Raw genomic sequence first — 9,545 nt, forward strand, 5'->3', positions numbered from 1 at the left:
GATGCCGCCGGAGCCGTCCGGGTCGGGCACCAGCATGCGCGGCGGACGGCACCCCATGTCCACCAGCGCGCCCGCCGCCGCCAGCGGACGGTCCTCCTCCCGCCGGTCCGGCGCCGCCGCGAGCGCCACGACGGCGACCGTGCGCGGCACGGGCCAGCGCGCGCCGTGGGCCAGGTCCTGCACGGCCTCCAGCGCCACCGGCCCGTCCTCCAGGAGCCGCTCCAGCAGGCGCTTGCGGCGCCGCTCCAACTCGTCGGAGCTGCGCAGCTGGGCCTCGGCGTACCCGGAAGCGGCCGCCTGCGCGACCTCGTGCACGGTCCGGAACGCCAGTTCCCCGAGCCCGGCCACGACCGTGGAGTCCAGCCCGAGTTCCTCCGCGGTCCGGCCCATCAGCCGCCAGGCGCGCATACCGCCGACCCGCAGCGCGGACTGCAGCGCGTCCAGGCTGCGGCCCTCCAGGGCCTCACCCCGCCCGAGTTCGTAGTACGTCGCCGCGATCGCGCCCCCGTCGTCGCGCGGATCGGCGATGTGGTCGACGAACAGGGTCAGCGCCTGCACCACCCCGGACCGCAGGTTCTGGCGGTACGTGCCGTCGGCGGGCCGGGCGTACTCGGGGACCTGACGGCGGACCTCCTCCTCCACTTCGTCGGCGACGGGCACGACCTCCGAGAGCACCGCACAGTTCAGCAGGTGCCGCTCCCACAGGCGAGGCACCTCACGCGGGCCGATGAGGCCGCGCTGCACACCGGCCTCAGCAAGCAGCTCGGCGTACCGCACCGCATCCGCGAAGCGATCACCGAACACCTCGCGCGCCTGCTCGGGCGCGGGGGGAAGCTCCGCTGCCTCCGTCACGGGGGACCGTCCTTCCGTACCGCGTCAGCGCACCCGGCGCCGACACCAGAACCACCAGAACTATCAGGCTGACAAAGTTCGGCCCCGCCTGCGCAACAGACGGGGCCGAGGAACCTAGGGGCCGATCAGGCGGGCAGCACGACGACGAAGCGCTCCGGCTCCTCGCCCTCGGACTCGCTGCGCAGGCCCGCGGCCTTGACTGCGTCGTGCACGACCTTGCGCTCGAACGGCGACATCGGCTTCAGCTTCACGGCCTCACCGCTGCTCTTGGCCTCCGCGGCGGCCTTGGCGCCCAGCTCGGACAGCTCGGAGCGCTTCTGTGCGCGGTACCCCGCGATGTCGAGCATCAGACGGCTGCGGTCACCGGTCTCCCGGTGCACGGCCAGACGGGTGAGCTCCTGGAGCGCCTCCAGTACCTCGCCGTCACGGCCGACCAGCTTCTGCAGATCACGGCCGCTCGAGTCGCTGATGATCGAGACGGAGGCACGGTCGGCCTCGACGTCCATGTCGATATCACCGTCGAGGTCGGCGATATCGAGCAGACCCTCCAGGTAGTCCGCCGCGATCTCGCCTTCCTGCTCCAGGCGAGTCAGGGTGTCTGCACCCTCGGCAGCGGCGGAGGTGGTGCCTTCCGTCACGGGATGGACTCCTTCTTACTTCTTGGACGGGGACTTGGGCCGCTGCGGGCCCTTGCGCTGTCCGGACTGGGCCTTGCTGCGAGTACCGCCGGCGGGCTTCGCGCCGCCCTTCTTGGCAGCGGGGGCGGGCTTGGCGTCCTCGGGCTCGTCGGACTTGGTCAGCGACGTCTTCGGCTCGTCGGTCTCACCGGCCACCTTGGCGCCGCCGTGCTGCCGCTGCGACTTGCTCTGCCGCTTGGGCTGCTGACGCTTCGGGGTACCGCCGGCGATGGTCGGCGTACCGTCCTCGGCCTGGGCCGCGGCCGCGGCGTCGCTCTTGACCACGGTGCCGTCGGGCTGGGCGGCGAGGCCGGCCTTGCTCAGGCCGTTGATGAACTTGCGCTCGAACTCGTTGCGGTCACGGCCCTTGGCGACGATCGCCTTGACGATGACCCGGTCGCGGCGCTTGCTGACCTTGTCGTGCTGCGCGACGTGCTTGGTCAGGCGGTCGAGGTACGAGGCCTGGGCCTTGGAACCCGGAGTCGGGTTGTTGTGGATCACGTACATCTGCTGGCCCATGGTCCACACGTTGGTGGTCAGCCAGTAGACGAGGACACCGACCGGGAAGTTGATGCCGAAGACGGCGAACATCACCGGGAAGACGTACATCAGCATCTTCTGCTGCTGCATGAACGGGGTCTTCACCGTGGTGTCGACGTTCTTCGTCATCAGCTGGCGCTGGGTGAAGAACTGCGACGCCGACATCAGGACGATCATGATGGCGGTGACCACACGGACGTCGGTGAGGGAGGCACCGAGCGCTTCCACCTTCGACGCGCTGTCGGTGAACTTCGCGGCCAGCGGAGCCCCGACGATGTGCGCCTTCTGCGCGCTCTGCAGCAGGCTCTGGTTGATCACACCGATGGTGTCGCCCGTCGCGATGCTGTTGAGCACGTGGTACAGGGCGAAGAAGAACGGGGACTGGGCCAGGATGGGAAGGCACGAGGAGAGCGGGTTGGTGCCCGTCTCCTTGTACAGCTTCATCATCTCTTCGGACTGACGCTGCTTGTCGTTCTTGTAGCGCTCTTGGATCTTCTTCATCTCGGGCTGCAGCGTCTGCATGGCCCGAGTCGACTTGATCTGCTTCACGAAGAGCGGGATGAGGCAGATACGGATCAGGATCACCAGGGACACGATCGACAGGCCCCAGGCCCAACCGGTGTCGGGGCCGAACATGGCGCCGTACACCGAGTGGAACTGGACGATGACCCAGGAGACGGGTGTGGTGATAAAGCTGAAGAGGCTGGCAATCGTGTCCACTAATCATGCTCCTTGGGCATGGGACGGTGTCTCTGCGGCCGGGCCCGAAGGACTGGACGGACTTGTGGGAGAAGTCTGTCCCCCGGTGGCCGGTCCGGCGGCGGAGGGCCCGCCCTTGCGTGCACGCCACGCGTTACGCAGCATTTCGTGCCACCGCGGGCGCTTACGCGGCGGAACGTGGTCCACACCACCCAGCGACCACGGATTGCATCGCAGGATGCGCCAGGCCGTGAGTGCCGTTCCCTTGATGGCACCATGCCGGTCGATGGCCGTGAAGCCGTAGTGGGAGCACGACGGGTAGTACTTGCAGACCGGCCCGAGCAGCGGACTGATCGTCCACTGATAGAGCTTGATCAGAGCCAGCAGCGGGTACTTCATCGCGCGCCCCCTCCCAGCAACCGCTGGAGAGCGGCATCCAGGTCTCGGGCCAGCTGTGCATGGTCGGCGTCGCCCGATCCGGGCAGCGCTCGTACGACTACCAGGCTACCGGGGGGCAGCTGGGCGACTCGCTCGCGCATCAGGTGGCGAAGCCTGCGCTTCACTTTGTTCCGCACGACCGCGCCACCCACTGCTTTGCTCACGACGAAACCCGCACGCGTCGGGGGAGCGCTCTCCCCAGGCGCGTGCGGGTCCGTGGAACCGCTACGTAGGTGGACGACGAGGAGTGGGCGTCCGGCCCGGCGCCCTCGTCGTACCGCGGTCGCGAAGTCCTCGCGCCGCCTCAGCCGATGCTCGGTAGGCAGCACGACGTCATGACCTGATCAAGATCAGGCGGACAGGCTGGCGCGACCCTTGCTGCGGCGGTTCGCGAGAATCGCGCGACCGGCACGGGTACGCATCCGCAGGCGGAAGCCGTGGGTCTTCGCGCGACGACGGTTGTTCGGCTGGAAGGTGCGCTTGCTCACTCGGGGGCTCCAGAAGAAATCGGTAGTTGCGGGGTGCCGTCCTGGCTGTCACCGTGCGCCCACGAGTAGCTCGCAGTTACGCCCGAGTGCACCGCTGACCGATCACCCAAATGATCTGTGCCCATCGGAGGCAGGCGGCAGCAGCCATCGACAACTCGACCTGGTCACGGTACGCGCGGCTACGCCATCCGGTCAAACCAGGAGTCGCCGGGAGACACTTGTCCACAGGCTGGGGACAACAACTTGAACCGTACCGGCCGCCCTGACTACCGTGACGGAACTCCGATTCGTTCCCTTATCCCTGCCCCACCCGATTTACATCCCGAGCCGTCCCAGAACCACACGTTCGTGGGACCTGTGAGAGAGCGTGCCCTGTGGCTGACGTACCTGCCGATCTTGCCGCAGTGTGGCCACGCGTATTGGAGCAGCTCCTCGGGGAGGGCCGCGGCCAAGGGGTCGAGGGGAAGGACGAGCACTGGATCCGGCGCTGCCAGCCGCTCGCGCTGGTCGCGGACACCGCACTGCTCGCCGTACCGAACGAATTCGCGAAGGGCGTACTCGAGGGTCGGCTGGCGCCGGTCGTCAGCGAGACACTGAGCCGCGAGTGCGGTCGCCCGATCCGGATCGCGATCACCGTCGACGACTCCGCGGGCGAGCCCCCCGCCGCGCCTGCGCCCCCGGCCCGCCCCCAGCCGCGCTACGAGGAGCCCGAGCTCCCGGCCGCGCGCCAGGACCGCGAGGGGTACGACCGTCCGGACCGTGACGGGTACGGCCGTCCTGAGCGTGACGGGTACGACCGGTCGGACCGCGACGGGTACGACCGTCCCGAGCGGGACAAGTACGACCGTCCCGAGCGCGACTCCTATGACCGCCAGGACCGTGACGGGTACGAGGGGTACGGCCGCCACCGCGCCGACCAGCTGCCCGGGCCGGCCGGTGACCAGCTTCCGCCTACGCGCGCAGATCAGCTCCCCACCGCCCGTCCCGCGTACCCGTCCGAGTACCAGCGCCCCGAGCCCGGCGCGTGGCCGCGTCCCACGCAGCACGACGAGTACGGCTGGCAGCAACAGCGCCTCGGCTTTCCCGAGCGTGACCCATACGCGTCACCCGGGCAGGACTCGTACGGCTCCCAGGACTCCCGAAAGGGCGTACAGTCACCGGCACGGCGGCGGTACCGATGTGCAGGGTGACCGTCCGGGGCAGGTCCCGGGTCGGTGTCCCGGCCACCCGGACGTCGATCAGGCCGGTGAGCAGCCAGCGCTCCGGGGGCAGCAGTACTTGGCCCCGGCCCAGGACGGTGTCGGCGGGGCCGTGCACATCGACAGCCACGCGCGCCACCCCGCTGACGGCCAAGACGTCCTCGTGCAGGCACTGAAGCCCGCGCACCCGCAGCCCGGTGGTGGCGTCCCCCGCCGTCAGCCGGTCGCCGACGCGCAGGGTGCCCTCGCCCAGGGTGCCGGTGACGACCGTGCCGTGACCGCGCACGGTGAAGGCACGGTCGAGCCACAGCCGTACGTCCGCGTCGGCGGGCGGGACGGGCAGCGAGCGGCCCAACCGGGCCAGTTCGCCGCGCAGTTCGTCGAGTCCGGCACCGGTCACGGAACTCACCGCGATGGACGGCACGGTTCCGAGCGAGGTGGCCGCCATCCGCTCGACGGCGTCGGCGCGCGCCGGTTCGGGGTCCGCCAGGTCACTGCGGGTCACGGCGAGGACGCCGTGCCGCACTCCGAGGGCGTCCAGGATCTCCAGGTGTTCCTGCGACTGCTGCTGCCAGCCCTGGTCGGCGGCCACGACGAACAGCACGGCGGGCACGGGCCCGACCCCGGCCAGCATGGTGGCGACGAACCGCTCGTGGCCGGGCACGTCCACGAAGGCGATGCGCTGCCCGTCGAAGTCGTCGGCCTCGGTCCACACGAACCCCAGATCGAGGGTCAGGCCACGGCGGCGCTCCTCCTCGAACCGGTCGGGTTCCATCCCGGTCAGTGCCCGCACCAGGGCCGACTTTCCGTGGTCGACGTGCCCGGCGGTGGCCAGTACCCGCATGTCGCCTACCTCTCCGCGGCTCGGCGCACGGCCTCGGCGAGCCGCTCGTCGTCCTCCGGCGGCACCGCCCGCAGATCCAGCAGGCACCGGCCGGCCTCCAGCCGCCCCACCACGGGAACCGGGCCGGTCCGCAGAGCGGTGGCGTAGAGCTCGGGCAGGGACAGGGCGGCGCTGGGCAGCGTCACCCCGGGGGCGCCACCGCCGCCCACCGTGGCGTCGCTCTCCACGGCCCGTACGTCGATGCCGTCGGCGGCCAGCAAGGCGGCGAGCTGCTCGGCACGCTGAAGCAGCTCGGCGGGATCGGCAGCCAGCGCCGCCGCGGTCGGCGTCTCGGGCCCGGTCAGGGTCGCCTCCAGCGCGGCCAGGGTCAGCTTGTCCACGCGCAGGGCGCGGGCGAGCGGGTGCCGGGACACGGTCCGGACCAGTTCCTCCCGGCCGAGAAGCAGTCCGCACTGCGGTCCGCCCAGCAACTTGTCGCCGCTCGCCGTGACGAGCGACGCCCCGGCCCCCAGCTGGGTCCGGGCGTCGGGTTCCTCGGGCAGCAGCGGGTGCGGAGCGAGGAGCCCGGAGCCGATGTCGACCACCACCGGAGGACCGAGAGTCGCCAGATCCGCTACCGCGGCCGCCCGCGTGAACCCGGTGACGCGGAAATTGGACGGGTGCACTTTCAGCACGAAGGCCGTGTCCGGGCCGATCGCGGCGGCGTAGTCGGCGACGGTCGTACGGTTGGTCGTCCCTACCTCCCGCAGCCGTGCCCCGGTGGACACCAGCAGGTCCGGCAGGCGGAAACCGTCCCCGATCTCCACCATCTCGCCCCGGCTGATGACGATGTCCTTGTCGGCGGCGAGAGCGGTGGCCACCAGCACCAACGCGGCGGCACCGTTGTTCACGACGTGTGCGGCAGCGGCCGACGGCACTCGTTCCCGCAGTGCCGCAAGCGCGCTCCGTCCGCGCTTGGCCCGTACGCCGGTGCGCAAGTCGAGTTCGACGTCCGTGGGACCGGCGGCTTCCTGCACCGCCTGCCGGGCCGCCGCCGACAGCGAGGCCCGGCCGAGGTTGGTGTGCAGCACCACGCCGGTGGCGTTGATCACCGGCCGCAGACCACCGACGCCGCCGGACAGCAGGGCCACCGCCGTGTCCACCACGTCTTCCGGCGCGATCCCACCACCGCGCGCCCGCTCCTGGGCCTGACGCACGGCCGACTTCACAACGCCAGGCCCCAGCCGCTGTGCTGCATCGGCCAGGCGCCTGTCGCGCAGCAGGACGTCGGTGCGGGGAATCCGCCGTCGCGTGTCCCTCACGTCTCCGCCCACGCGCCCCTGCCTCTCCGCCCGCTCTCAGGACTGTCCGAGGAACGCCCATCGTCTCCCAGTGTCCCGTACAGCTGTCACGACACGCCGACACGTGGCTGCAGGCCCCTCAGCCGTCCTTGCCCATGGCCTTGCGGACGGTGTCCCGGGTGCGGTCGATCACCGCTGCGATCGGTGACCTGGCCGTGGCCGCCATGCGCCTGCCGCCCGGCGCGATCCTGGACGGCGAGGCCGTCGTGTACGTCGCCGCCGCCGACGGCAGCGACGCACATCAGCTTCGCCGCGGCGCAGTCCCGCGTACTGTCCCGCCCCCGCCGCGCGAGGGAGCTCGCCGACCAGCATCCGGCGACGTACGGCGTTCGACATCCTGGCCCACCCTGCGGCAGGCTTCCCCGATCTGCGGTCGCGTCCGTACGTGGAGCGCCGCCAGGTCCTCCTGGACGTGCTCACCGACATCGGCCCGTCGATCGTGCGGGTGTGGTCGACCACGGACCTGGACGGGGCCCTGCTCTGGTTCGAGACGTTCGAAGGCACGGGTTGTTTATGCACAACTGCCGTGTCCGTAAGGCTTGTTGGCGTTCGATTCCAGTGAGCGTTGGGAGTCCTGTGGGTTGTCGGGGAGCCGACGATCCCCGAGGGGATGGCGTTCCATGCCGACGATGACCTTCTGCTCGAGGACGGGCGGCCCGGCGCCACCGTCCCGGCGGTCATACGCACGGATCCTGTGGGACTGGATCGCGACGGCCCAGCTGCACGACGTCGAGCTCTTCGGCACCCGGGACCGGCTGAAGGCTCTGCTGCGGGGCTGCGGCCGGCCCCCTGCCGCCCTCGTCACCCTCTTGCCCTTTTCCCGCACTAAGCCGCAGGTTCCCGGCGATCGTCGAAGCCTTCCCCTTGCCATCCCTCCCGCCCCGCCATAGCCTTACGACCGTAAGGTAAACGATCGTAATTCAATGACACAGGGAGTCTGTGATGACGACAGATCGGCCGGTAGCACTCGTGACGGGGGCATCGTCGGGGATCGGCAACGCAACCGCTCAGGCCTTCGTCACAGTTGGGTTCGAGGTGATCGGAACCGGACGGAACACCTCGGGACTCACCCCGCCCGCCGGTGTGACCTTCCTCGATCTCGACGTGACCAGTGATGAATCCGTCACCACCGCCGTCCGGGAAGTGATCGAACGGTTCGGTCGGATCGACGTCCTCGTCAACAACGCCGGACTCGGCTCGGCCGGTGCAGCCGAGGAGAACTCCGTCGCCCAGGCCCAGAGGCTCTTCGACCTCAACTTCTTCGGTCTCGTCCGCATGACCAAGGCCGTCCTGCCGCACATGCGCGCCCTGGGCCGTGGCCGCATCATCAACCTCTCGTCCGTCCTCGGCGTCATCCCGCAGCCCTACATGTCCCTCTACGTCGCGGCGAAGCACGCCGTCGAGGGCTACTCCGAGTCCTTGGACCACGAGGTCCGCGAGCACGGCGTCCGCGTCCTGCTCGTCGAGCCCGGCTACACCCGGACCGCCTTCGACGCCAACGCCGCTCAGCCCGACACACCGCTGCCGCTGTACGCGGAGCGGCGGCGTGTCTTCGACGAGGTGGTCGCCGCGGCGATGAAGGCCGGCGACGCCCCCGCCCTTGTCGCCAACGAGATCGTCACGGCAGCCACCGCCCCGAAGCCGAAGCTGCGCTACACCGCCGGCCCTCTCGCCTCACGCATCACCACCGCGCGACGCCTCGTCCCCGCCGGGATCTTCGACAGGCAGATCCGCCGATTCAACCGGATGCCCGCCTGACGTCACACCCGGCCCATCGGCCTGCACTGCGCGCGAGGCGCGCTCCCTGCGACCTGAACAGGAGCATCACCGTGGGAATCAGTACAGAAGCACAGCAGTTCGCGCAGTTCCTCGAAAGCGTGCGCGCGAAGGCATCGACACCGGGCCTCGATCTGGCCGTCCTCCGCGCCATCTTCGACACACACGCTTCGGCGTCGACCGAGCTGGAAGGCGTCACCTACGCCGACGTGGACGCCGACGGCGTCCCCGCCCTGTGGGCCATCCCCGAGGGCGCCGACCCCGACAAGGCGCTGCTCCACTTCCACTTCGGCGGATCGGTCGCCGCCTCGATCTCATCGGACCGCAAGGCCGCCGGCCACATCGCCAAGGCGGCCGGAATCCGCTCACTCGTCGTGGGCTTCCGCCTGGCACCCGAGCACCCCCACCCGGCGCAGATCGACGACGCCGAGACCGCCTACCGCTGGCTGCTCGCGCAGGGCTACGAGCCGCGGAACATCGGCAGCACCGGCCACTCCATCGGAGGCACCCTCGCGGTCATGCTGCCGCTGCGCCTGCTCGCCAAGGGCGAGGCGACCCCCGGGGCGATCACCAGCATCTCGCCGTGGGCCGACCTCACCATCAGCAACCCGAAGGTCGACGAGAACGAGGAACACGACAAGATGCTCAGCCGGGGCATCCTCGAATCGTTCCGATCGGCTTGGCTGCAGGAC

10 protein-coding genes and 2 pseudogenes are annotated in these 9,545 nt (G+C 70.1%); 4 read left to right on the top strand and 8 right to left on the bottom strand.

What is annotated here, in order from left to right:
- From ABZ281_RS23255 to rpmH, 6 genes are all read right to left on the bottom strand, one after another.
- Positions 1 to 852, bottom strand: an 852-nt coding sequence (locus ABZ281_RS23255) for an RsmG family class I SAM-dependent methyltransferase (RefSeq protein ID WP_356658278.1), incomplete at its 3' end; no start/stop codon positions are given.
- Positions 853 to 977: 125 nt separating this feature from the next.
- Positions 978 to 1,490 carry a R3H domain-containing nucleic acid-binding protein gene (locus tag ABZ281_RS23260; protein ID WP_298557984.1) on the bottom strand — a complete coding sequence of 171 codons (513 nt, stop codon included), beginning with the start codon at positions 1,488 to 1,490 and terminating at the stop codon, positions 978 to 980.
- Positions 1,491 to 1,505: 15 nt separating this feature from the next.
- Complete coding sequence (gene yidC, locus ABZ281_RS23265; RefSeq protein ID WP_356658280.1) at positions 1,506 to 2,789, bottom strand: membrane protein insertase YidC; 1,284 nt, start codon at positions 2,787 to 2,789, stop codon at positions 1,506 to 1,508.
- A gap of 3 nt (positions 2,790 to 2,792) precedes the next feature.
- Positions 2,793 to 3,167 carry a membrane protein insertion efficiency factor YidD gene (yidD, locus tag ABZ281_RS23270; RefSeq protein ID WP_298557986.1) on the bottom strand — a complete coding sequence of 125 codons (375 nt, stop codon included), beginning with the start codon at positions 3,165 to 3,167 and terminating at the stop codon, positions 2,793 to 2,795.
- The gene (gene rnpA, locus ABZ281_RS23275; protein ID WP_078615240.1) at positions 3,164 to 3,535 is read right to left on the bottom strand and encodes a ribonuclease P protein component; all 372 of its coding nucleotides are present in this window, start codon (positions 3,533 to 3,535) and stop codon (positions 3,164 to 3,166) included. Before rnpA ends, yidD begins: the two co-directional genes overlap by 4 nt.
- 21 nt (positions 3,536 to 3,556) lie before the next feature.
- The gene (gene rpmH, locus ABZ281_RS23280) at positions 3,557 to 3,694 is read right to left on the bottom strand and encodes a 50S ribosomal protein L34 (RefSeq protein WP_005482975.1); all 138 of its coding nucleotides are present in this window, start codon (positions 3,692 to 3,694) and stop codon (positions 3,557 to 3,559) included.
- Between the two features lie 374 nt (positions 3,695 to 4,068).
- Here rpmH and ABZ281_RS23285 point away from each other — a divergent pair.
- Positions 4,069 to 4,821 (top strand): annotated as a pseudogene (locus ABZ281_RS23285) (chromosomal replication initiator protein DnaA); the annotation flags it as partial.
- A gap of 10 nt (positions 4,822 to 4,831) precedes the next feature.
- Here ABZ281_RS23285 and ABZ281_RS23290 read toward each other — a convergent pair.
- Positions 4,832 to 5,737: pseudogene (locus ABZ281_RS23290) on the bottom strand (GTP-binding protein); the annotation flags it as partial.
- A 5-nt stretch (positions 5,738 to 5,742) separates the two neighbouring features.
- Positions 5,743 to 7,038, bottom strand: coding sequence for an L-seryl-tRNA(Sec) selenium transferase (gene selA / locus ABZ281_RS23295; RefSeq protein WP_356658283.1), 1,296 nt, complete (start codon positions 7,036 to 7,038; stop codon positions 5,743 to 5,745).
- Positions 7,039 to 7,462: 424 nt separating this feature from the next.
- Between selA and ABZ281_RS23300 the strand changes: the two genes are divergently transcribed.
- The 3 genes from ABZ281_RS23300 to ABZ281_RS23310 form a co-directional block, all read left to right on the top strand.
- The gene (locus ABZ281_RS23300; protein WP_356658285.1) at positions 7,463 to 7,639 is read left to right on the top strand and encodes a hypothetical protein; all 177 of its coding nucleotides are present in this window, start codon (positions 7,463 to 7,465) and stop codon (positions 7,637 to 7,639) included.
- Between the two features lie 380 nt (positions 7,640 to 8,019).
- A complete protein-coding gene (locus ABZ281_RS23305; RefSeq protein ID WP_356658286.1) occupies positions 8,020 to 8,835 on the top strand; it encodes an oxidoreductase in 816 nt (271 codons plus the stop codon).
- A gap of 71 nt (positions 8,836 to 8,906) precedes the next feature.
- The coding region (locus ABZ281_RS23310; RefSeq protein WP_356658288.1) for an alpha/beta hydrolase at positions 8,907 to 9,545 on the top strand (639 nt) is incomplete at its 3' end.

The organism is Streptomyces sp. NPDC006265, from assembly GCF_040613555.1.
GTDB lineage: Bacteria > Actinomycetota > Actinomycetes > Streptomycetales > Streptomycetaceae > Streptomyces.

Coding starts and splice junctions, on each gene's coding strand:
- yidD (WP_298557986.1), bottom strand. CDS start 3,167: ATGAAGTACCCGCTGCTGGCTCTGATCAAGCTCTATCAGTGGACGATC.
- ABZ281_RS23305 (WP_356658286.1), top strand. CDS start 8,020: ATGACGACAGATCGGCCGGTAGCACTCGTGACGGGGGCATCGTCGGGG.